We start from the raw sequence: 22,788 nt of genomic DNA, 5'->3' as shown, positions 1-22,788 counted from the left end.
TTCTTAAGTCCGTACTTCCGACGCGAAGGAAGAGCACGTGAAGAGTCTGACGGCGCGTCTCGACGTGCTGCGGGGGTCTAGTGATCCACAGAGTATCGACGCCCGGGGGATCTCGGCGATTGTCGAGAACCCGGGGTGCGACCGGCGGAATCTGCTTGATGCCGCCGGTATTGACAAGGAGGCATTGGCCCGGGCGATTAAGCACCCCATGTATGCGAAGCCGTCGCGGATGGTGTTGGCTCGGGGCGCCCAGTTCGAGGCGCAGGTGAAGGCGGGCGGTGCTGCGCAGCTGCTGAAGCTGCTGCGCGAGGACATCGGGCTGTCGATCCCGGAAGTCGAGCACGACGACTTGAAGTCGGTCGGCGGTAACGAGGGCAAGATGGCCCGGTACCGGCACACGGTGCAGCGGCTGACTGCTGTGGCCCGCTCGGGGCAAGCCGGTGGTACCCTGTTTGACCACCCGTATCTGAAGATCACGGTCGCGGGTTACGACGTTTTCCTCGAACCGGATCTCGTCGCCGTCAAGTCGGGTGGGAAGTTCTACATCGTCGAGGTCAAGTCGTTCTCGGTGATCGACGGCCAGGCGCCGCCGGCCGCGGTGGAGGGGGCCGAGTTGCAGGCCGCGGTCTACGTCCACGCGCTGCGGGAACTGCTTTGTTCCCACGGGTTCGGTGAGGATTTGGTAGCGGATCAGGCCGTTCTGGTGTGCCCGCAGAACTTCACGAACAAGCCGTTCGCGACCCTGGTCAACGTACGCAATCAGGTCGCCGCAGTGCGGCGGATGTTGGCCCGGATGCATGACCTCGACACGATCGTATCGAATCTTCCTGCAGGGTTGACGTTCGATCTGCGTGGCCCGGCCGGTTCGCGCTCGGCCGAGGAACTGACGGCGGGACTGCGGTGGGTGCCGGCGCGCTACGCGCCCTCGTGTTTGGACACCTGTGAGATGGGTCGTTTCTGCCGTTTCGAGGAGGACGACTCGACCGCGGTGCTCGGCCGTCATGTCCGCGAGGAATTGGCGCTGGACACGATCGGGGAGGTCGTCGCTTTGGCACGTGGCGGTCGACCGGGCCCGGGTCAGGCGGAACAGGCTGAGTTGTTGCGGCGGGCACAACGGTATCGAGATGAGCTGCTGGGAAGTGCCGGGTGAGCCTGCTGACGTCCCTGGCCCGCGCGCATGCTGTTGATCAGTCGGTGGCGCAGCGCCTGACGACCGTCCGGCACCTGCATATCAGCAGTGAGCCGCTGGTTTTCGTGCCGCTCGCAATGGCGGGCGAGTCACACGCCCCGCTCGCTGTCATGATGGGCACGAGCCGGGAGCGATACGAGTTGTTGACGGTGGCTCAGCCACGCAACCGCGATCAGCAGATGGCTTTCGCGCATCAACTAGCCAGGATTTTCACCGGGTATATCGGACCGCGAACGAACCGGCGCCTTCCACTCCGTGCCGGCGCGTCCGGGGTGCAGTACCGCTGCGCGGACGCGCCGCAGGTCTGGGTACCCAACCGTGCCGGGATCGAGTTCATGCGAGTCCTCGGCCGATCAACCCGCTTTCGGGCGATCACCGGAGAGTGGGCGGTGCCGCCCAACATCCCCTCCATGGGCAAGTGGCTGACCTTTCTGGCTGACCGTGCTGAATACGCCGGCTCCTGCATGCTCGTCGCGGCGACCGACGCGTTGGCCCTGCACTGGGCAACCGGGCAGAGCGATACAGAAGACCAACATCTCGCTGCGGTTCTCGGGTGGATTTCCCCGCCGCCGGGGATGACCGGGCGGGCCGCAGCACGTGCCAGCGAGGATCCGCTGGAGGTGCCGCCGGCCGGCCCCGCCACGGACCCGTCGTTCGACAACGGCATCCTCGAGCCGCTTCTCGCCGCCTATCACGAGGCATCCAGTCCGGCAGCTTCACGGATCGCTGAGGTCAAAATCCGTAAAGAACTGCAGAAGCAGCTTGCAGGCACTTGGGAACGGATGTGGCAGGCGATCGCACTGCTGCGCGATCCGTCACTTCCGATCGGAGCCCATGTCGGTGTGCGCTGGGAACGTGACTTGGACGCATTCACTCGCACCGCCGAGTGGATCGCGACCAGCCCCGGAGCCCAGCCCAAACGCGACTCGGCGGTGTACGCGGCCCGGCGCCTGTACTGGTTGGAGCGGGCCCAACAGCAGTACGACGCGGAGCGAGCCTTTGACGATGAGATGGTGATGGCTGAGGCACGGATGGTCGGTGACGCGTTCGTCGGAACCGTTGTGGCCGCCGAGGCCAACCGGCGCGTCGGCAGGAGCCTGCGGCCGCTGATCAGCGTGGCGACTACCGACGCAGTCAGCCTCACCGTGGGCGAGACCGGCCTGCGCCGGCCCGACCTGCTCGAACAGAAGGCGACGGTCGTCTCGTCGACACGTGACGCCGGCACGGTGATAGTCGAGCTGGAACTGCGTGAGGGGATGGGCCGCGGCCGCGAACCACAGCCAGGCACCGTCCCCGCCCTGGGCGACACCGTCTGCTACAGCCGCCTCAACGACGACTACCGGCGGCCGCCGACGCTGCCGAACAAAGAGGACACCCCGTGGACTCACGGCGGCCCGCCGGAACCCTACATGCCCACCGAGCAAGACGCTCAGGAGCCATGGTCGTGACCGACAACTATGTTCCGCCCACAGCGGTCGTCGACGTTCTGCGTCTCCTGACGGACGGGCCGCAGCCAGGTGTGGTGCTCAACTCGCCCCCGGGCGCCGGGAAGAGCACCGCCGTCACATACATGTCCCGCGAACTGGCCCGACACGGCGAACAGGTGCGCGTCGTCGCGCAAACCAACTCGCAAGTCGACGACCTGGTCACCAAGATCGCCGCCTGGTCACCCGACATCACGGTCGGCCGGTACACCGCCCACGGCTACCAGGTACCTGCCTCACTGGCCCGACCCAACGTTCTGATAGCGAACAGATTCCCTGACCTGCGTGAGACACCCATCGTGGTCGCCACCGCAGCCAAATGGCTCGACCCCGTCATAACTGAACGCGGGCCGTTCGCGATCATCGACGAGGCCTACCAGATGCGATCGGACACCCTGCTGCGACTGGCCCCGATGTTCGAGCGTGCCGCGTTCGTCGGCGACCCCGGACAACTCGACCCGTTCTCGGTCGTCAACGTCGAACGGTGGACAGGCCTGACCTGGAATCCGCTGCAGAGCGCCGTGGCGGCCATGCTCGCCAACAACCCGGGCATTCCGGAACGCCAGCTACCGCACTCGTGGCGTCTCGCCCCGCACGCCGCAACCCCGGTATCGAATGCCTTCTACCCGTTCGCACCGTTCGCGTCCGCGCCTGAGCAAGCCCTGCGGGAGATGTGGATACCCACCCGCAGCATCGGCAACAATCCCGTCGATCGAGCGATCGAGTATGCCGCAGCCAACGGCTGGGCCTACTACCAGCTGGAGCGACGCAACACGGTCCGCACCGACGCTCAAGCCGTCGCCGCGGTCGTCGAGCTGGCGGTGCGTTCGTTGCAGCGCGGCACGATGGTGCGCGACGAACGGGACCCGGACGGAACCAGGCTCACACCAGAGCGGGTAGCAATCGGTGTGGCGCACCGGGACCAGATGGCCGCCATCAAGACCGAACTGGCCGGTACCGCCTACCCGAGCATCCGCGTCGACACCGCCAATCGGCTGCAGGGCAGCGAATACGACCTTGTGATCGTCCTGCACCCATTGTCCGGGCGGCGCGACGCCACTGCTTTCCATCTCGAGTCGGGGCGGCTGTGCGTGCTCACCTCCCGGCACCGGCACGCCTGCATCGTCGTCGCCCGCGACGGCATCGAGGAACTGTTGGACGCTCATCCGTCCGCCGATCCCGTTCCGTTCAACACCGCACCGCGCTTCCCGAACGGCTGGGAAGCCAACCACGCTCTGCTCGAACATCTCAGCACCCACGTGATCCCGGCGCCCTGAGCCCACCTCAGGACCAACTGACGATTGGTCCCCGGTCCGAGCGTGACGGCCCCAGCCCTTCCACACCTCCGCCACCGACGACGAAGAGGTCGAACGTGAAAGTCCTGCATACCTCCGACTGGCACCTCGGACGGACCACCTACGGTCACTCCCGGGCGAAAGACCACGAAGCGGTCCTCGCCGAGATCGCCGAGATCGCTGCCGCTGCACGTCCCGACTTAATTATCAACAGCGGTGACCTGTTCGACCAGCAGCGGCCACCGCTGCACGCGCTGCGGCTGGCCACCCGCACTCTGCATGATCTCGCCGAGGTCGCCCCCGTCGTGATCGTCTGCGGCAATCACGACTCGGGCGCGTACCTGAACTGGCTGCACGAGATGCTTAACCGGTCCGCGCCAATCCATTTCGTCACCAACAGTGACGACGGTGCTGGTGAGGTTCTGCGGTTCCCGGTCGGCGAGCACACGATCCATGTCGCTGCCCTGCCGTTCATCAGCGCCAATCGGATCGTCGACGTCTTCGACGACCCCGGGCAGCGGCGCATCACCTACGCCGAGCACATCACCGGCCTGCAAGAGCAACTCATGGGTGAGCTCGCGTCCGGGTTCGACGGGTCGCGTGATGTCAGCGTGTTCGCCGCGCATCAGTACGTCACCGGCGCCGCCCTGTCGAAGACCGAGACCCACACGAGTGACCAGTACGCCACCGACCCACAGCAAGTGCCGTCGGTGAACTACGCGGCGTTCGGTCACATCCACAAACCGCAATCTCTGCCGACCACTCGTATAACCGGAAACTACGCCGGCTCCCCGCTGCAGCTCGACTTTGGTGAAGAAGGCGAGGACAAGAGCATCGTCGTCGCGACGCTGCAACCCGGACAGCCCGCGGTCGTGCAACAGATCCCGTTGACCCGGGGCAGGCGGCTGCGCTACGTCACCGGAACGCTCGACGAGATCCGGGCCATCGCCGCGGAGGTGACCACAGACATCTGCCTGGTGACTGTCGACAGCGAAACCCACGTCGACAACCTGGCCGGAAAAGTCCGCGACCTGTTGCCGGACGCCACGTTCGCCAAGGTGACGCCGAACGCTGCCGACCGCCGGCTTGAACTGCTCACCCCTGTCACGGCCGCCGCTGACGTCGACACCACGACAATGTTCGGCGAATACCTCGCCACCCGCGGAGTCACCGGCGCCCCCGCAGACCAGGTTCTTCAGCTGTTCACCACTTTGCTGCCCTACGCCGGCGAAGCCGACCCACCCGAACTGCCGCAAGAACAGCTGCTCGCGGACGACCCCGAAAGCGCCTTCGCCCTGCCGGCAGCCAGCACCACCATCGGAGGCGCAGCATGAGACCGGAAACGCTGACCTTCGCCGGCCTGAGCTCCTACACCCACCAAGAGACCATCGACTTCACCGGCAAGAACTTCATCGCGGTCGTGGGCGACACCGGAGCCGGCAAGTCGACGATCCTGGAAGCGATCTGCTACGCCCTATACAACCGGTGCACCTACGCGAGCTCCATTTCCCCGTTGATCGCCGACGGCGGCGACGGCACCATCTCCGTCGAGTTCACCTTCACCGTCGGCAAACGCCGATGGCGGGTATCACGCTCGGCCAGCCAGCACACCCCGACGTCGGTACACCGGCTGACCTGCCTTGACACTGGTGTCCTGACGACCGGGGCGAGGCAGGTCAACGCCGAGATCCGGCGGACCGTCGGACTCGACTGCGATACATTCCTCCGTGCCGTGGTGCTGCCACAGGGGCGCTTCCAGGAACTGCTGCAGATGAACGGCCGCGGGCGTGCCCAGGTTCTCGACTCCGTTCTCGGCCTCGAGCAACTGGGTCAGGTCCGCGATCACGCCAAGAAGCTGCAGTTGCGGCTCAATGACCGGCTCACCGAATACCGGCTGCACCGCAGACGGTTCCTCGACGACCCAGCAGCGGCGCTGGCCACCGCCTCTGATCTGCACCGTGAGCGCCTAAAACACCTGCAGCAGCTCGAGGAAGCCCGGACCGCCATCGTCGGCTCCCGTGCCAGCCAGCGGCAAGCCGCGACCGAGGCGGGCAAGCTGGCCGTAGTGAAAGACGCCTTGTCGGCCGCGATCCCCGCCGGTGCAGCAGACCAGCTGCGCACTCTGGCGGTGCACTCCCACACACTGGACGTCCAGCGCAACGACATCAACCAACTGGCCGGCCAGCTGCGAATCGAGCAGGACTTGCTTCGCGAGCAGGTGGCCCATGCCGAGCAGGACGGCGGCACTGTCTCTGGCACCGCCGCAACAATCAGCACCCTGGCCTACCTCGGCGAACAGATTCCCCAGCAGCACAGGCGAGCTCGGCACCTGGCGAAGACCTCCGGGGAGCTGGCTGGCGAGAAGACCAAACTGCAGCAACTGAAGCAGACGGTTGCCGACCTCGAGCCGAGCGTCATCGCCGCCGACAAGACCCTCACAGATGCAGAAGCGGCGCTCGCACGGGCACGAGCGCGCAAAGACGTAGCGGTCGAAAAGCTCAGGATCTGGCGGCAGACGGCTGCCGACCTGCAGAAGGCACACGATGAGTTCTCCAGGCTCGAAGAAGCCCTCGGTGCCGCTCAGGGCAAGGCCAGCGACGCGAAGGGCATCGCGGATCGGGCCGAGGGAGAACGCGAGCAGAACGAGCACGCGCACGACGCGCTGCGAAAGGCGAACGCCGCCGCGCACTCGGCCGCGGAACTCGAACCCGGCATGGCATGCCTCATCTGCGATCGCCCTCTGCCTGCTGACTTCACCCCGCCCGCCGCGCCCGACCTCACCGCCGCCGACATCAGCCACAAGAACGCCCGGGTCCACGCGGAGAAGACGGGTCGGGCTGCTGCCGTCGCGGCCGCTCAGGTGAAAACACTGCAAGACGACGACCTACCCGCCGCCCGGCGCAGCGTCGCCGAAACGAAGAACCTGCTCGCTGCCGCACTGCGCGACCTGCAGGAAGCGGTCGCGGACGCCGATCTAGTAGGAACCGATGAGCAGATCCTCAAACGGGTCACAGACAGCGCTGCCGCAGCCGATAACGACGTCAGGCGTACTGCAAAGGATCGTGACGACACCCACCGGGTCGCAACCAGCGCCAAAGCCGAGTTCGATATTCGCTCGCAGGCTCATGCCACGCGCGTCGCCGAACTCCAGGAGCAACAACGCGAACATCTCGCTGTCGGGCAGGCGATCGATGAGGCGGCCAGCGGCTTACCCCAGCGCTTCGCTCTCGCCGCCCCCGTAGACATCGGGGAGGTTCAGCGGCAGAAGACTGCGGCCGAAGCCCATCAACATCATCTTCAGCAGCTCACCGCTAGACAAGCCGCCACCGTCGAGGCCCTCACAGGTCTACGCGAGCGAAGCACGGCATTAGAGAAGGCCTACACAAAGACGATCACCAAACCGGCCGTCGAATTGCGCGAGAAGCTGATGACGCTGGCGCAACGAGTAGCCGACGCCACCGCGGCCGTCGGGCTCGACAGGCCCGCTCCCATCCCTGCCGCGGACACCGACCTGGCCACGCAGGCACAGTGGGCCGCTGACCTTCTCGCCTACACACAAACGACGTTCGACGTCTGCGCTGCCACAATCAGCGACTACCAGCAGGCCGAGCAGGGTGCCGGCGATGCCATCGCATTGAGCTGTCGGACGGCCGGCGCTGCCGACGAGAAAGACCTCGAGCAGCAGTACCTCGCCGCTCACGGCGCGGTGCAGAATCTTCAAGGCCAGATCGAGCGGGCCGAGGCCGAACTGCCCGTCGTGACATCGCTGCAGGAACGCATCGACACCGCGAACAGCACCGTCAACGCGCTCGAGCAGCTCTGTGCGGCTCTGGCCGAAAGCAAGTTCGTCGCGGAAGCCGTGAGCCGACGCGTCCAAGCACTGCTCTATCAGGCCAGCGACATCCTGTTCACCATCTCCAGCGGCCACTACAGGTTCGCACCCGACTTCCGGATCCTCGATCTCGACACCACTGCCGAGCGAGACGTCAAGACTCTGTCTGGCGGCGAAACGTTCCTCGCCAGCCTCGCCCTGGCGCTGGCCGTCGTCGAACTGGCCAGCAACGCCACCGGCCACATCGAGGCACTCTTCCTCGACGAAGGCTTCGGCACCCTCGACACCACAAGTCTGCGCGACGCCCTCACCGCGCTGACCGGGCACAGCACCACCGGCCGGCTCGTCACCGTGATCAGCCACATGCGCTCCATCGCCGAGAGCGCCGAACACGTACTGGTCGTCGAGAGGACTCTGACCACCAGCCGCACGCACTGGGCCGACGCAGAAGAAAAGGAAAGGGTCATCAATGATGATCTTGGCCGGGGACTACTCGAATAGCTGTTGTGGCCGCGTGTGCGGAAAGCATCGCCAGGCTCGGCGCGAGCTAGGACAGCTGGGCCTCTGCGCAGCTACCTCTCCCTTCCCTGCCGATCTGTCGCACCCGACGTGGTTGCTCCCAGCAGCTATACGGACTGTCCGCGGAAGCGGATTTGTCAACCAAGCGACAGTTGTCCTGACGCGGCCGGTTGGTGATGTTCAGTAGTCCAGTGATTGCGCGATGTCATCATTTGATCATGGTGGGGCCAGTCACCCCGCGCCTTCACCTGGCACGTGTGCTGCAAGAGGTTGCTTATGCTCGGCAACCTGTTCGGCTGACTCCGCTTGCCGGGGGCAGAACAGAAGGTTGAGCTGGGGCGGAAAGGGCGATGGGAATGCGGCCGGATGATGCGGAGCTGGACGACGAGCGTCCGTCGGATGGTCTGGATGTGTGGCAACTGGCGGGATTGCCGGGCGGGCTGCCGCAAGCGAGCTACCTGACGAGTCGCTTCGCGGGGCAGTACCGGCTGATCGTCGACGTGCTGTTGGCCGAGCAGGAGCACACCTTGACCGGGGTGGCGGCCACCGACTTACCCGCTCTTCTTCGTCGGCGTCTGAACGCGCTGGGCGCGGATCCGGCCTTGCTGGATGACCCGGCTTTCAAACTCAAGGATCGGATGGGCCGGCTCGAGCACTGGGGTGTCGTCTACACCTTCCAGGACAAAGCCGTCCGCGACGCCGAGTTCGTGCTTGACCGGGACCGCTACCAGCTGACCGAGACCGTCGCCGAGCTGCATCGGGCGATCATCTCTTTGGGCGAGGACGCCGGCGTCGAGGCCGCAGCCGCCCTCGCTCCCGCAATCCTCACCGCGCATCTCGTCCAGCTGCACGAGACCGCCCGGACCGATCCGGCAACGGCGGCCAGTGCCGCGTCGGTAATCGCGACAACTCATCAGGTCATGGTGAAGGCCGCCGCAAGCTGGCAAGCACGTCTGGCCGGCGCGCTCGCGGGCGCCCCGACACCTGAAAAGATCACGACCGTTCAGGAGACGCTGCGCCGCTACGTCGACATGTGGGGCGCCGGAATCGACAGGCATTCCGAGACAATCACCGCCCGCGCAGGCGACCTTGCTCTTCTGCCTGCGACGGTGAGGCGACGCATCGCCGTGCACACCCTCGGCCCGAACGCCGACGAGCCTGCCATCGACGCGCTCGTCGAAACCCATCAGGACACGTTGCGCACGCTGCGCCGCTGGTTCGACGGACCGGACTGCCAGGCCCGTAAGCTGCGACGCCAGATGCGCGACACGATCGGCCCGCTACTGCGCGGCCAGCGCACCCTGGCCGCAGTCGGCGGCCACGTGTCGCGCCGCGCCGAACTGCTTGATCTGGCGTCTCGCCTCGAGACGGCCGACGACGACGATGCCGCCTGGCAGCTGTGGTGCACCGCCACCGGCCTGTTCTCGGCCCGGCATCTGCCCGGCGAAACCAATCCGCCAGCCGGCAACCCGGGCGCAGTATCGTTCTGGGACGCCGACCCGGTGCCGATCGAAGCGCGGCTACGCAAACAGGGCCCCAAAGCTGCCACCGGCGGCGCGGCGCGGCTGCCCGATCGTGCCGGCGCGAAACGCGCCGCCCGCGAACGCGCGGCGAGTATCGCCGCGAAGACAGCGGTCACCGAAGCAGCCGTCCTCGCCCGATCCGGGCAGCGGTTGTCGCAATGGCTCAACGTGACCGGCGACGAACTGCAGATGCTGCTCGTGCTGCTCGGCACGGTCGCTTCCGCCCGCCCCGACGCCTACGGGCGGCGCCGCGCAGCCACCGGCGACGCCCGGTTCCTGCTACATACCGAGCCGGCTCCCGACGGGGCGCCCGCAGCGGTGGTGCATACCCCGGACGGCCGGCTCGTACACCCCGACATCGTCTTGCACATCGCCGTAGCCGGGAGCCGCTCGTGAACACGTCCACATCGGCGGCTGACAAAGAAGCCCACCAGGCGTTCCTCAGCCTGCTTCATCAGCCGCTGGTCACCCCGGCCACTAACCGGATCCTGCACCGGCACGTGCTGCGCCACCAGAGCAAGATCACCGATCACGCCCGCCGCGCCGGATATCGCATCCACCGGGTCGGCCGTGCCGTCCGGCTCATCCGAGTACCGATCGGCGGCCAGGTCACCGCGCCGCCGCGGCCTGCCAGCGCTCCTGGCCGCCGGCTGTTGTCGCTGGCCTGCTGTGTCGCCGCCTGCTGCGAGGAAGTCTCCGCGACCGTCACCCTGCAGCAGTTGTCCGACATGCTGCGCGACGCGACCGCCGCAGCGGGCGTTCGCGTCACCGCCTACGACCCGGAGCAGAAATCGCAGCGGCGGCTGCTGCGCGACGCTGCCGGCCTGCTCGCCGATTGGGGTGTGCTACGCCGCCGCATCAACGACGAACGGATGCTTTACGACTGGACCGAGGAAGGCTCCGGGCCTGGTGCCGGCTACGAAGTCGACCGCGATGCTTTGCTGCTGATGACCAGCCCCGACGTGCTCGCCGCCGCATTGCACCCGCAGGACAGCGATCCCGAGCAGCGTGCCGCGACCCGCACCATGCGCCAGCTACGCGCGCTGCTGGAAGCCCCGGCTGTCGTCTACGCCGACCTTGACGAGGCCGACGCCGAGGCCCTGCGCAAGGCGCGAGGCCTGCGCACCACCGACCTGGCGCACATGACCGGCGGCACCGTCGAGGCCCGCGCCGAAGGCCTGGTCCTTGTTCTACCCGATGACCCCGACCGGCAGCCGACCGTCGCCGACTGGCCGCGCGCTCGGGCCGCGGACTGGGTCGCCCTGCTGATGGCCGACCTGGCCGGTCGGCACGGCGCCCGCACCCCGTCCGGCAGCGTCGTCCTGACCAGTGCCCAGGTGGATGAGGTCGTCGACGACCTCATCCACTGGCGTGGTGACTACATGTCGAAGGAACAGAAGACCGTCCCCGGCACGGTCCGCACCGACGCCGAGACGATCCTGACCGAACTTGGCCTGCTGCGGCTGGGAGCCGACCGCGACTGGACCCTGTCGCCGCTCGCAGCACGCTACCGCGACCCCGACATCACCCTGATTGACCCTACGGAGCCGACCCGATGACGATGCTCGACCTGCCCGCCCCCGGGCCGGGCGCCACCGACGAGCAACTGGCCGCCTGGCGCGATGCGGTTACCACCGCGAGCCTGCCCAAGCCCGCGCGCAACCGCTGGCAGGTCTTGCGGGCCGGCGTCGTCGGGCTGTGGGAGTTCGATGTCGCCGAGTACTGGTTCGCCGACGGCCGCGCCCAGTTCGTCGGGCAGAACCAGTCCGGCAAATCCACCCTGATGGCGCTGACCACCCTGCTGATGCTGGCCGGCAGCCTCGACCGGAAGTACGTCGACACCTTCGGCGACTCCGAGAAGGAGTACCGGTACTACGTCGAACCGGTCGCCGACGACCGCGACCGCCGTGACGCGTCAAACTCCACCAACCGAGGCTGGGCCTGGGTCGAATACGGTCGCATTGGGCCGCTCGGCGTCCCGGAGTTCTTCACCACGATGCTGTACACGCAGGCTAAACGCGGCGTAAAGCAGATGACCCGAACCTGGGCCGTCTGCCGCGGCAGCGCCCGGGTCCGCGCCGGCCTCGATCTGGTCGCCGGGCAAGCGGTCACCGAGCCCCGCGAGCTCGAAATACTCGCCGGCGTCACCACCTACCCCAAGGGCAGCGACTACGCCGAGCGTCTGGCCACCGACCTGTTCGGCTTCGACGACACCGAGCGATACGCAACCGTGATCGAGATGCTGAAGGTGCTGCGCACCCCGCACCTCGGGCAGAAACTCGACCCGGCCTGGTTCACCTCCCAGATCCGCTCCGCTCTGCCGCCGGTCGCGCAAAGCGAGGTGACCGAACTCGCCAACGGCTGGCAGGAACTCGAACAACTCGCCCGCGACCGCGACACCGCCGACGAGGCCCGCAAAGCGATCACCGTCTACCTCAACCGGGGCTGGCGGCCCTGGGCCGACGCGGTCCTGCGCCTGCACGCCGACACCCTGATCGCCGCCGACACCGCCGTCACCGAAGCCGACGCCGCTGCCAGCGCCGCCAAAACGGCCCTCGATCATGCCCGCGAGCGCCTCACCCAGGAAACGAACAACACCGTTGCGCTGGAGAAGGCGCTCGAGCGCACGCGCGCCGACCTCATGCAGCTGCTGCGCTCCGCCGCGTACACGAGCGCGGTGGAGCGCGCCAACGACGCGAAACGGCTGCGAGCCGAAGCCAACGCGGCCAAAGACCGCGCGTTCAAGGCCGCCCGGCAGGTGGACCGCATCGGCGTCGACGTCGACAAGGCCACTGCTCAGCAGGAGAAGGCAACAGCCGAGCTCGATGCCGCCGCCGGCGAGGTCGACGCCACTGCCGGACATGTGATCGAGGCCGCCTCCGCCGCAGGCCTGGGCGACAACGCGCCGTCATGGGCTGCGGCCGGAGACTTCGATCGGTTCGACGCCGCGATTGCCGCCCGCCGAAGCCAGGTGATGGCCCTGCGTAAACTCATCCGGGCTGCAGCTGCTGCCGCAGCATCCTGGAACACTCTCGACGATCTGGCCCAGAAAGCCGAAGCCGAACTCGCTGCACGTGCCAGCGTCGCCGACCGCACCCAACGCGAGCTGGAACAGGCGATCCAGGCCCTCTCCGACGAACTCGAACGCTGGGCCGCGGCCCTCGGCGAACTGGCGCCAGCCATCGCTACTCGTGACGAGTGGATGGCCGCCGTCACCGCCCAAACCCAGACCGGCCGGCCGCGCGAGCTCCTGGCCACGCTCCTGACCCGCCAGTGGCTGGAGCCCACCGTCACCCCACTGGCCGCCCGCGCCGCCGAACGTCGCGCCGCCGCTAAGCACGCCGCCGACCAGGCGGCCGCCGCTGATGCCGAAGCCGACACGCTCGCCACCGCCGGCGACCCGATTCCTCAGCCGCCTGCACACTGGACACGGCGGCAGCGACCGCCGTTCCCATCAGCGGCGGGTGCCCCGCTCTGGCGGCTGATCGACCCGATCGACGGCCTCGAACCCGGGACTCTCGACCACGTCGAAGCTGCCCTGGCCGCCGCCGGACTACTCGACACATGGGTCACGTCCGATGGCGCGTGGGCGGTGGACCGCGACGGCAACGACGCGGTGATCGCGCTCCGTGCCCACGCGCCGTCTTCGATGCCGCTGACACAAATCCTGCAGCCTGCTGAGGACGCCGACGAGCTGGCCGAGGCGGCACACTCGATCCTCAAGAGAATCGGCTTCGTCAACGACGGCCCGCTGTCCGGCGCGGTGTCCCTGGCCGCCGACGGCCGCTGGCAGACCCCGGCTGCCGCCGGAAAGGCAGCTGCCGCCGCGCACGGCGCAGAGCTGATCGGCACTGCCTCACGCGCTGCCGCCCGCCGCCGCACAATCGCCGATCTGCGTGCCCAGGCGGGCGACCTCCGCGGCGAAGCGGCCCTGCTCAACGGCGAAGCCGACCTGCTCGACGACCAGATAGCGCGTTTGCGAGGATCCTGGGCTGCGCTCGGCGACGCCGACGTGGTGGCAGCGGCCACCCGTTATGCGGCGGCCACCGCCGAAGCCGATAAGGCCCGGGTCAACGATCGAGAAGCCCGTGACCGCGAAAAGGCCATACGTACCCGATCCGAGGAAGCTGCCGCCGAAGTCACCCGCCACGCCGCCGACAACCAGCTGCCTGCCAGCGAAGAACACCTGGACGTGCTCACCGCAGCGCTCGACGACACCGCTAACGCCGTCGGCGGCTTCCGCAGCGCGCTGCGGGGCCTGGGGGCGGCGACATCAGCAGCGACCACCGCCGACGAGCACGTCGTCACCGAACAGGGACGGCTCAACGACGCGCGAGAGATCGCTACCGATGACGCCGCGGCGGCCGAGCTCGCCGACACGAACGCGTCACTGGCTGAGCAATCCGTCGACGCCGACACCCAGCAGCTGTTCGCCAGTGCCGAGCGACTCGAGAAACAAGTCGAGGACTACGGACCGTCGATTGCGGCCAGCAAACGCGAAGGCCTGGCCCGATCGGAAGCGGCCGGTGAGGCGCAAAACGCCTGGAAGCAGCGCTGCGCCGACCTCACCGCGGCAGGCCAGCAACGCGACAGAGCCGCCACCGCCTGGTGGGTGCCCGTCGACGCCGGCCTCGCCGCCGCCCGCAACCTGCCCGACCCCCACGACCACGACCTCCACAGCGCCCTCGAGCACGCGCGCACCGCAGCCGGCCAGCTGCACCCGTCGCAATGGCCCGACGAACTCGACGAGAAGGCCCGGCGCGCTGAGGCAGCGCTCTCACGGATGCTCGGTGGAGCCCTGATCGAACTCCGTACTGTGCTCGAGTCCTCGGGCGGCCGATCGGTGATCGTCACCGAGGCCGACGAGCAACATCCACTGCCGTCGGTCACCCTGATCGTCGACGCCTCCGGCAACCAGCTCGGCCCTGCAGACGCCATCCGGCACCTGCAGAAACTGGTCGAGGAACTCTCGCGTACGCACGACGAAAAGCTGCAGCAGATGTACACCGAGCTACTCTCGTCCACGTTCATCGACCACCTCGCTGACCGCATGAAGAAGGTCCTCAAGCTGCTCAAAACCGTCAACGAGGTGCTGGAGAAGCACCCGACCGGCGCGAACAGGACCACCCTGCGGCTGAAGCGGGTGCCCGCCGAAGGCCAAGGACCCGGCTTCAAGATTCTGAAGGCGCTGCACGACGGCAGCATCGAATCCGACGCCGCCCAGCAGCAGATTCAGCTCTTCCTCGGCGCCCGCCTGCGCGAAGCCCAGGACGCCGGCCTGATCGGCACCGAAGACTGGACTGACCGGCTCGCCGAACTGCTTGACTACCGCGCCTGGTTCGACGTCGTTGCCCAGTACAAAGTTGGTGACGGCGGCGAAGACGACCCCACCCGATGGAAAGACCTCACTCGCAAGGTCCACGGCGTCGACTCCGGCGGCGGCAAAGTCGTCACCCTCCTGCAACCGCTGCTGGCCACCCTCGTCGCCCTCTACTCGGAGTCGCCTGACGCGCCCCGCCCGCTGTGGCTCGACGAAGCCTTCGAAGGCGTCGACCCCGCCAACCGCGCCACCATGATGCGCATGCTCACCGACTTCGACCTGGACTTCCTGCTGGCCGGCCCGGCGCCGCTGGTCGCCGTCACCCAAGTTCCGGTCGCCGCGATCTGGATGATCACCCGGGCCCCGGCACCCATCGCCGGAGTCGACCTGTCCCTGATGCTTTGGGCCGGCCAAACGCTGCAACAGGTACCCGTCGGTGACTACGCCAGTCGGCTGCTCGCCCCACGGCGCCCGATCGAAGACCTCGGACCCGACCTCTTCGCCGCCATGACGCCAAACGACGACATGCTCGGATCAGACGACCCAGCCGCGCGATCGCACAACGGCCGGGTACACGAATACGGCCCCGCGGCCACCGCAGCCGCAACTGCATCGACCGGCGACCCAGAGGAACGAACATGACCGAGGCGATCGATCGGTGGGCGACACAACCCGGACCCAGTAAAGTCCTCACCGCGGTCCGGGAGCTGCTGCAAGAGCGCCGCAACGGCAACGGTGTCACCGTCCGCGTCGCCCTCACCGAGCCTGAACGAACCCAGGTCGGCCGAGTCCTCGGCCTGGCCTGGGACGCCGCCGGCCAGCCGGTCACCCTCGGCAAGCTACGCACCGCGCTCGCCCGCGCCGACGACGACCTGATCGACCTGCTGACGCGTACCACAGGCCCGATCGTCGACGTCCGCGGACACCGTGAGGACACCGCCGCCCGCGCGGCCGTCGCCATCGAGGCCGCCTACGCCGCTCTCACCACGATCGGCTACCCCGACCACGCAGTTCACCTCGCCCGCACCAGACGCTGGCTCGGCACCGACCCCGCCGTAGCCACCGCCCGGTCCGGCGACCTTCAGCGACTGTGGCAGGCGCTACCCGGCGGCGGCCGCTCGCTCGCCGAATTCGCCACCAGCCTCTTCTCTGATCCCCATCGTCTCGACCGCGGCCCCGACCTCGGCCGTCTCGCCGCCCGCCTGCTCGCCGCCGCGCAGTCGCCCGCCGACGACGCCGCATCCGCGGCGGACTTCGCCTTGACCGCCAGCCGGTGGCGGCAGGTCTGGGCCGAGCACGGCGTCAACTGCGACGAGGTATCAGCGACCGTTCTCGTCCTCAACCTCCCGCTGGCCGGAAGCGCCCCCGCCGTGCGCATCGCCGCCGCGGCGGCCGAGTGCGGCGAACCCGTCTGGCTGACCAGCCGCAGCCTCCGCGGCGCCTGGGCTCCAGGCCCCGGCCTGGCCACAGTCCGCGTCTGTGAGAACCCGGCCATCGCCGAAACAGCGGCCGAGCGACTTGGGCCCGACAGCCTGCCGCTCGTATGCATCTACGGCCGGCCGTCGTCCGCAGCCTGGAACTTGCTACGCGGCCTTGCGGCGGCTGGTGTGCATCTTCTCGTGACGGCTGACCGCGACGCCGCCGGCCGCGGATTCTTGGCCGAAATGCTCAAACTCCCTGCAGCCACGGAATGGCTGCCCGGCGCCGACGGCCTTTACGAGGAAGCCCGGCTCGACCGGCTCACCGCCGACCTTGATCCGCACACAAGGGATCCTATCCATATCGCGAACTAGTACCAACGCCGTTCAGTTAGGGCGGCGGTCGGCGTGTCAAGGCGTGTCTGAGACGTAAAGCAGCGGAGCTCCGGTATAGAGGGTGGTCACTCTAAGACGCCCTGACACCTGGAGCTCCGCTGACAGCTCAGATTGCCATATCCCGGTCGGTGACGGTAGCCGCAGGGGTGTTCGCACCCGGTCATCTGGGCGAGCTGACCCGTCTGGTGCCGTTCGAGATGGTCGATGATGTCCTGACCGCGACCGGGCGTACACAGTCGCGGGTCCGGCTGCTGCCGGCGCGGGTCGTGGTGTATCTGCTGCTCGCGGGATGCCTCTTCGCCGAACTCGGCTACCGGCAGGTGTGGTCGAAACTCACCAGCGGTCTGCACGGTCTGCCGATCGCCTCGCCCAGCGGCAGCGCGTTACGTCAGGCCCGGCAACGCCTCGGCCCGCGACCGGTGCGGGCGTTGTTCGACCTGCTACGCGGCCCTGCCGCTACGAGCGCCACGCAGGTGCGCTGGCAAGGTCTGCTGCTGACCGTGATCGACGGCACCACCCTGGTCGTCGCGGACTCGCCGGCGAACACCGGCCGATACACCAAGCATCGCTGCACCAACGGTAGTTCCGGGTACCCCCAACTGCGGTTGAGCGCCTTGCTGACCTGCGGCACCCGATCGGTGATCGATGCCGTGTTCGACCCGGTCAGCGTCGGTGAACTCGACCAGGCCCGGACGCTGACCCGTAGCCTGCAGCCAGGAATGCTGCTGCTGGCCGACCGCAACTACGCCGCCGCCGACCTGCTGGCCACCATCGCCGCGACCGGCGCGCATCTGCTGATCCGCAGCAAGGCCAACCGCCGTCTGGCGATGATCGCCCGCCTGCCCGACGGATCGTGGCTGTCCAAGATCGGCGCCCTCACGGTCCGGGTCGTCGAAGCCCGGATCAGTATCACCACCACCGCGGGCACCCACACCGGCGACTACCGGCTGATCACCACCCTGCTCGACCCACGCACTCATCCCGCCGCCGCGTTGATCCGGATCTACCACGAACGCTGGGAGATCGAGACCGCCTACCTCGAACTGAAATCCTCGATCCTCGCCGGACGCGTGTTACGCGCCCGCACCCCCGACGGCATCGATCAGGAAATCCACGCCCTGCTCATCGTCTACCAGCTCCTACGCACCGCCATGGCCGACGCCACCGACAGCCAGCCCGGCCTCGATCCCGACCGGGCCAGCTTCACCACCGCCCTGAACACCGCCCGCGACCAGATCGTGCACGCCGCCGGCGTCATCGCCGAGGCGGTCATCGACCTGGTCGGCGTCATCGGCGCTCAGGTCCTGGCCAACCTGCTGCCCGAGCGCCGCCTACGCACCAAGACCCGCATGATCAAACGCTCGAACTCCAAATACCAAGCCCGCGGCCCGAACATCGACCGACACAGCTACAAAGCCACCACCAGCATCGACGTCATCAGCCCCGACCCCTTGACACCCCGACCGCCGCCCTAACTGAACGGCGTTGGAACTAGTACGGCAGCCGCCGTTCGGGATCATGGTTGAAATTCGAGGTTGAGCCGTCGGCTGTAGTGGGCTCGTCGGGCTCGTGCTTGATGGCGGCGCCGCCACTGCGCAAACGGTGGGCGAGGTCGTGGATCGGGCGGATGATGTAGGTGTTGATCAGACGGCGGACTTCGTTGACGGTCAGCTTGATCAAGCCGCTCTCCGGGGGGTTGTCGGCGGCGCAGATCGCCAGGACGGCGAGGGCGGCCAGGGCGAGGGTGGTGAACCGGTGCCAGGAGTCCCAGCGGCGGACCTGGTGCTGGTCCAGGCCGACCTGCCCCTTGGCTGCTTGGAATGCTTCTTCGATGGTCCAGCGGATCCCGGCCACCCGCACGAGCTGCGCGAGAGTCGCTGGTTGTGGGGTCCAGCACCGGTAGAAGGCCAACTCCCCGGTAGAGGTGTTCTTCCTGATCAGGAGGCTGTGCCAGCCACCGTCGTCGGGGTCGGCGTCCGTGGTGACCTGATCCAGCCACGCCCAGTCGTAGTAGCGGGGGCCTTTCGACCCGGCCCCAGCACTGCGCCGCTGCCACGCCGTGGCGGGTAGCTCGGCGGCGATCCGATCGGCGCGGAGGCGGACCTTCCCGCCGTCGAGCGGGACCAGGTGGCTGCGGGACACGGCCAGGACGTAACCGAGGCGGTGTTCGCGCAGGTGGGCGCGGAAGGCGCTGCTGTTGCCGTAGGCCTCGTCCGCGGCGGCCCACGCCACCGGCACGCCGGCGTCAACGGCTGCGGTAATCATGTCGGCGGCCAACTCGGATTTCGTGGCGAAGTCGACCTCGTCCGGGACACCAGCGGCCTGGCAGCGGTCCCGGTCGGCGGTCCACGACGCCGGCAGGTAGACCCTGCGATCGATCAGAGTGTGCCCATGCCCGCTGGCGTAGCCGAGGAACACCCCGACCTGAGCGTTCTCAATTCGCCCGGCGGTGCCCGTGTACTGACGTTGCACCCCGACCGAATGCACGCCCTTCTTCAGGTCGCCGGTCTCGTCAACGACCAGGACCGCGTCCGGGTCACCGAACCGGTCGACGATCACCTGGCGCAGGTCGTCGCGGACGGCATCGGCGTCCCACACCGCCCGATACAACAACCGCTGCATCGCGTCCGGCCGCCGGTGTCCGGCCTGCTCCGCCAACTGCCAACACGTCTTCACCTCGACATCCGACAGCAGGCCGGTCACGAACGCCGCCGCCGTCCGACGCGGCTCGACCCGCCCAAACCGGCCGGCGAACGCATCGAGCAGTCCGGCCAGAACCCGCTCCCACCCGACAGGGTTTACGCTGTGGCACGCGGCCACCGCCAGATCTGAAGTTATGTCCACAACGTACAGACGATCACGCGGTGGCCGCCTCGCGTCCACCCCTCACAGCCAGCGGCATCTCAAACGGCGGCTGCCGTACTAGTCCGTATGGCGGCATTCTTCGTCTCCTGCCGATTGCCGCTATCGCTGCGCTTTCTTTAACAATGATCCTCACCCTGGCGTATTGGTTGATTGTAGGAGTGCTCTCAGGGTTCGACGCCCCTAATCAGCAAGCACTTAGTGGGCTGCTAACGGCCGCTATCAGCACCACTGCGCTTATCGGCGCATCATTGGGTGCCGTATATGCTTTTAGAAAGCAGATTCTGACAGAACGTGAAGGCGCCCGCGCGGACCAACAGGTTTACTCGGATAGGTATATCAAGGCGGCTGAGCTTCTCTCCAATGAGCGAGCACCGTCGCGACTGGCGGCAGTGCATGCGCTAGCCAATCTCGCCGACGACTGGGCCCAGGCTAGATCTTCGTGCGCCGCAGCTCTCGTGTCCTACCTACGTCTACCGCCACCAACTTCGGAAAATGGCGAAGAAGATGCCGGGGAACGGGAAGTGCGTCGCACCATTTGGAAGACGATACGCTTGAGGATGCAGGGTCCGGGTGAACCAACGTCTTGGCATGATCAAGGGCTGGACTTTTCGGGCGGGCGATTTTCCGCCGTGGATCTAGATTTGGTGAGACTCCGCAAGACCAAAGTCCAGTTTCGTTCCTGTTCCTTCAAGGATGGGGAAATACGGCTACGCGGCAGCCATCTCGCAGAAGGCAGCTTTATCGACTTCACTGATTCGACGTTCGAGAATATGAAAGTTCTGTTGCAAGGCGTGAGGATAGGCGAAGAGTCGCTTATTTCGTTCAATAAGGTGCGATTCAAGAACTGCCAGCTCATCATGGATGGGATGAACATTGGCGGAGGGTGCGAGTTGAATTTTAGACAGGCGGAAGCCCTCGACTCGGCTTTCCTGTTTGATTCAGACGGCATGGAATACTGGTTCCAGCATCAGTCGTCCAGGATAGATGGCGAAGTAGATTTCTCCGAATCGAAACTGACACGCTGTCGTCTCCCAATGCACACGTACTCGCTTTCAGGGCGGCTGGTCATGCACGAGGCCGTAACCGACGACTTCCGCATGTCAGTACCGGGCAAGCTTCATGGTCACCCCTACGTCAACCTTGACCTCAAGCCGGAGGGCTCAAGTCGGATCTCCATTGGCCCCGGAAGTATTGACGGCGGGGACCTACGCATCAGGCCGCGGGGAGGAAAGGAATGCACCCTCGAGGTGGACTTCCAGGACTATGACATAGCTGGCGGCGAGGTGTTTATTGCCGCGAGACATACGGTGTGGAAGTCATTTCGATTCGACGCTGCTTGCGCGCGGCGAGGACGGTTTAAACTTTATGGCACATTCCCGAGTTCTGTGGAGGTCGAGATTGATAGATGGCTTGAGCCCCGGCCGGATCACGACGAGGACGCCGGTACCTCCGAGGACCGTGAGAGTGGCATCGGTCCGAAAGAGGCCGATGCGATTTAGTGGCGGCGGAGACTACGGAGCGGGGCGCTCGACCAGCAGTCCAGTCATTCCGCGACGAATACACCTACGCCTGGCAGCGTTTCGGTCATCCCCTTCACAGCCCGACGACATCGACGACCTTCTCGATGAACTGCGGGTCGGTGGAGAGCTTGAAGGTGTCCGCCTGGTGCGGTTTGAGGCCGAAGTCCCGCCAGATCCGGCCGATCGTGGACTTCGACAGTCCCGGCTGCTTCGCGATCGACGCCCGAGACCAGTGGGTGGCGTTACGAGGCACCTGTTCCAGGGTGGTCACGACGATCTCCTCCACCTTGTCAAGGCCGATCGATGGTGGCCGGCCCGGCCGCTGCTCATCGATCAACCCGTCCAAGCGCTCGGCCAGGAACCGGCGACGCCATTTGCCCACGGTGGACAGATGCACACCGAGAGCTGTTGCCACGTCCGTGTTCGAGGTGCCTTCGGCGCACGCGAGGATGATCTTCGCCCGCATCGCCAGGACCTGCGCCGACTTCGCCCGCCGCGACCACCGGACCAGCGTCGCGCGTTCCTCGTCCGACAGCACCAACGGCGGAGTGGGACGTCCTGTCCTCGGCATCCCACCACCCTACACCGACTTATCAGGCGAATTTCTGACGCAGGACACTAGTGCTCTGACCACAAACGTTGGCCGGGATGGGTGAGATACCGATACCGGGTCCGCTCTGCGGACCCGGTATCGGTATCTCACTTCCTGGACCGACAGTTCCGATAGGCCTTGGCGCGAGATCGCGAGCAACGCAACAAACGGTGCCGCCGCTGCTCGCGAAGAGTTTGCGGCCTGGCGGGCAACTGCAGTTGAGAGACCTCGAAGGGACAGAAGTATGCGTATGCCACGCCGTAACCTGCTGCGCGCAGCAGGAATCGCTGGCAGTGCAATGTCTCCGCTGGTAGCAGGTGAGGCGCTCGCTGATTCACTGCCGGTTCCCGAGGCAGCCGAGGGGGCGCTACAGTAGCAACAGCGGAGGCACCCGCATTCGATCCGCAGCAGCCCTTCATCTGTGTGGCCGGCGGCGGCAACGGTGTCCTCTACGGCGTTCGCACCGACGGTGCTTTGGTCTGGTACCGGCACACCGGATGGCAGACCGTCGGCACCTCGTGGGCCAGCGGCTCGGGACGTGTCATCGGCGCAGGATTCAACCAGTTCATCAGCGTCTTCGGTCGCCTTGACGGCTCCCTCAGGGTCATTGCGTTCTCGGGTTACTGCTGGTCACGGCGTCAATGAGGTCGTGTGGGCGGCGGTTGGCGCGGCGGGTGGCGCGGGCGATGTTGGTGGCGCCGTTGGTGCGGTGGTAGCCGATCTCGGTGTTACGGAGTGTGGCGATGACGGCGGGTCCGGTGCCGGTGTGGGCTTGGTGGAGGTCTTCACGGAACGTGACATCTCGGACGTGGTGCACGCGGTTTTCGATATGCCA

General features: G+C 66.9%; 14 protein-coding genes and 1 pseudogene. 12 read left to right on the top strand and 3 right to left on the bottom strand.

Features of this window, described 5'->3' with window-relative positions:
* The first annotated feature begins 37 nt into the window (after nt 1–37).
* The 10 genes from OG799_RS18935 to OG799_RS18890 all read left to right on the top strand — a co-directional run bounded on the left by OG799_RS18935 (nt 38) and on the right by OG799_RS18890 (nt 18,451).
* Entirely contained in the window at nt 38–1,150 is a 1,113-nt protein-coding gene (locus OG799_RS18935) for a hypothetical protein (protein ID WP_406036508.1), read from the top strand.
* Nucleotides 1,147–2,637, top strand: a complete 1,491-nt coding sequence (locus OG799_RS18930; protein ID WP_406036507.1) for a hypothetical protein — start codon at nt 1,147–1,149, stop codon at nt 2,635–2,637. Before OG799_RS18935 ends, OG799_RS18930 begins: the two co-directional genes overlap by 4 nt.
* On the top strand, nt 2,634–3,950 hold the full coding sequence (locus OG799_RS18925; protein WP_406036506.1) for an AAA family ATPase: 1,317 nt from the start codon (nt 2,634–2,636) through the stop codon (nt 3,948–3,950). The genes OG799_RS18930 and OG799_RS18925 overlap by 4 nt, the downstream gene beginning before the upstream one ends.
* A gap of 95 nt (nt 3,951–4,045) precedes the next feature.
* Nucleotides 4,046–5,302: an exonuclease SbcCD subunit D gene (locus OG799_RS18920; RefSeq protein WP_406036505.1), complete on the top strand. Its 1,257-nt coding sequence runs from the start codon at nt 4,046–4,048 to the stop codon at nt 5,300–5,302.
* The gene (locus tag OG799_RS18915; protein WP_406036504.1) at nt 5,299–8,301 is read left to right on the top strand and encodes an AAA family ATPase; all 3,003 of its coding nucleotides are present in this window, start codon (nt 5,299–5,301) and stop codon (nt 8,299–8,301) included. Before OG799_RS18920 ends, OG799_RS18915 begins: the two co-directional genes overlap by 4 nt.
* A 368-nt stretch (nt 8,302–8,669) precedes the next feature.
* A complete protein-coding gene (locus OG799_RS18910; RefSeq protein ID WP_406036503.1) occupies nt 8,670–10,238 on the top strand; it encodes a DUF2397 domain-containing protein in 1,569 nt (522 codons plus the stop codon).
* A complete protein-coding gene (locus OG799_RS18905) occupies nt 10,235–11,401 on the top strand; it encodes a TIGR02678 family protein (protein WP_406036502.1) in 1,167 nt (388 codons plus the stop codon). The genes OG799_RS18910 and OG799_RS18905 overlap by 4 nt, the downstream gene beginning before the upstream one ends.
* On the top strand, nt 11,398–15,804 hold the full coding sequence (locus OG799_RS18900; protein WP_406036501.1) for an SbcC/MukB-like Walker B domain-containing protein: 4,407 nt from the start codon (nt 11,398–11,400) through the stop codon (nt 15,802–15,804). Before OG799_RS18905 ends, OG799_RS18900 begins: the two co-directional genes overlap by 4 nt.
* Entirely contained in the window at nt 15,801–16,955 is a 1,155-nt protein-coding gene (locus tag OG799_RS18895) for a TIGR02679 domain-containing protein (protein WP_406036500.1), read from the top strand. Before OG799_RS18900 ends, OG799_RS18895 begins: the two co-directional genes overlap by 4 nt.
* Before the next feature lie 149 nt (nt 16,956–17,104).
* The gene (locus OG799_RS18890; RefSeq protein WP_406036499.1) at nt 17,105–18,451 is read left to right on the top strand and encodes an IS4 family transposase; all 1,347 of its coding nucleotides are present in this window, start codon (nt 17,105–17,107) and stop codon (nt 18,449–18,451) included.
* A gap of 41 nt (nt 18,452–18,492) precedes the next feature.
* Here OG799_RS18890 and OG799_RS18885 read toward each other — a convergent pair.
* Nucleotides 18,493–19,751: pseudogene (locus OG799_RS18885) on the bottom strand (IS701 family transposase).
* An 89-nt stretch (nt 19,752–19,840) separates the two neighbouring features.
* Here OG799_RS18885 and OG799_RS18880 point away from each other — a divergent pair.
* Nucleotides 19,841–21,340, top strand: a complete 1,500-nt coding sequence (locus OG799_RS18880) for a hypothetical protein (protein WP_406036498.1) — start codon at nt 19,841–19,843, stop codon at nt 21,338–21,340.
* A gap of 94 nt (nt 21,341–21,434) precedes the next feature.
* Here OG799_RS18880 and OG799_RS18875 read toward each other — a convergent pair whose 3' ends face one another.
* Nucleotides 21,435–21,827 carry an IS630 family transposase gene (locus OG799_RS18875; protein ID WP_406036497.1) on the bottom strand — a complete coding sequence of 131 codons (393 nt, stop codon included), beginning with the start codon at nt 21,825–21,827 and terminating at the stop codon, nt 21,435–21,437.
* A gap of 549 nt (nt 21,828–22,376) precedes the next feature.
* Here OG799_RS18875 and OG799_RS18870 point away from each other — a divergent pair.
* Complete coding sequence (locus tag OG799_RS18870) at nt 22,377–22,598, top strand: tachylectin-related carbohydrate-binding protein (protein ID WP_406036496.1); 222 nt, start codon at nt 22,377–22,379, stop codon at nt 22,596–22,598.
* Here the strand turns inward: OG799_RS18870 and OG799_RS18865 are convergent.
* Nucleotides 22,558–22,770 (bottom strand): hypothetical protein, encoded by a 213-nt coding sequence (locus tag OG799_RS18865; protein WP_406036495.1) that lies wholly within the window; start codon nt 22,768–22,770, stop codon nt 22,558–22,560. The genes OG799_RS18870 and OG799_RS18865 overlap by 41 nt on opposite strands.
* Nucleotides 22,771–22,788 lie beyond the last annotated feature (18 nt).

The sequence above is a fragment of the Micromonospora sp. NBC_00898 genome, assembly GCF_045207895.1.
Lineage (GTDB): Bacteria > Actinomycetota > Actinomycetes > Mycobacteriales > Micromonosporaceae > Micromonospora.
Note: the sequence above shows the minus strand (reverse complement) of the source record. Positions and strands in the feature narration are given on the sequence as shown.

What these genes read in the sequence shown, in the direction of transcription:
- OG799_RS18895 (WP_406036500.1), top strand. Translation starts at nt 15,801, where the DNA reads ATGACCGAGGCGATCGATCGGTGGGCGACACAACCCGGACCCAGTAAA.
- OG799_RS18915 (WP_406036504.1), top strand. Translation starts at nt 5,299, where the DNA reads ATGAGACCGGAAACGCTGACCTTCGCCGGCCTGAGCTCCTACACCCAC.
- OG799_RS18900 (WP_406036501.1), top strand. Translation starts at nt 11,398, where the DNA reads ATGACGATGCTCGACCTGCCCGCCCCCGGGCCGGGCGCCACCGACGAG.
- OG799_RS18910 (WP_406036503.1), top strand. Translation starts at nt 8,670, where the DNA reads ATGGGAATGCGGCCGGATGATGCGGAGCTGGACGACGAGCGTCCGTCG.
- OG799_RS18875 (WP_406036497.1), bottom strand. Translation starts at nt 21,827, where the DNA reads ATGCGGGCGAAGATCATCCTCGCGTGCGCCGAAGGCACCTCGAACACG.